Here is a 936-nt window from a genome sequence, read left to right as displayed (position 1 = left end):
CACAATAATATTTGTGAAAAGTAGTATAGAATTTCATTGAGCTTTCTCCTTTTGGTTTGGTCGCCTTGAAGTTTAGCTGTTCGCTAAACGTCGGGGAGAAGGTTCAATAAGTATCAAGGCCGTTAAACCAAGGACACAAAACAGCAGGGTTGTGCTCCTTCGTCGCAAATTTTAGCCTGCTATTTTGTGCCGTTTACGGCAAGCGTTAGGCATCAAAATGAGCATATCGATACGTAAAGCAACAATAACTGACCTTGCAGCATTCAGCATGCTCTGGCAGTTCTATCAGTACCATCAAAGCTCGTTTGAGCACGAAGATGTTGACGAAAATGGACGATTTGATATAGACGAAGAATACCTCGAAGATGTGCTGAACGGTAAAGAAGAATGCGATGTCTATTTGGTTCTTTCGGATGGTTGCATCGCGGGTTTCTCCACTGTAGAACTAACGGAAATCGCAGGGAAGGAAATTCCCGAACTTTCAGACATATTCATACTGCCAAAGTACAGGAATAGCGGTGTAGCTAAGTTGGTCGTTGAAAAGCTCATGCTTTCTCAGCCCGGCGAATGGCACGTGGCTGTTTACAAGAAAGATACGCAAGCACTTAGTTATTGGGAGAGCCTGTTTAGCAGGCTTGAAATACAGCAAGCTACAAAGTTAAACCCACCTGAAACCGCGGACTTCCATGAATTTATCGTCAAAAATGCCTAACAAACAAAATCAGAACGCGGCAAAAAGCGTGGCTGGGACTTCCTTCGTGAACTTCGGTCGCCCCTGTTTTGGGCGTTACGAATGACAGTTGTTGGCACTAATCCGCCATTGAGTCAGGTGTTTAGCTTCACACCCTCACCCATTAAATCAAACCTGAAAATACAATTTAAATGAATAATGCGAGACAGGGAGCGAAGCGGTCGAGCAAGCCATGTACAACAGGG

General features: G+C 44.3%; 1 protein-coding gene. It reads left to right on the top strand.

Translation table 11 applies throughout. The annotated features are described in order from the left end of the window. Positions 1-217 precede the first annotated feature (217 nt). Positions 218-712, top strand: a complete 495-nt coding sequence (locus tag AN214_RS21735; RefSeq protein WP_054981615.1) for a GNAT family N-acetyltransferase — start codon at positions 218-220, stop codon at positions 710-712. Positions 713-936: the final 224 nt, after the last annotated feature.

The sequence above is a fragment of the Pseudoalteromonas sp. P1-9 genome (assembly GCF_001399975.1).
Classification (GTDB): domain Bacteria; phylum Pseudomonadota; class Gammaproteobacteria; order Enterobacterales; family Alteromonadaceae; genus Pseudoalteromonas.
This window is presented reverse-complemented; position numbering and strand designations above follow the sequence as displayed.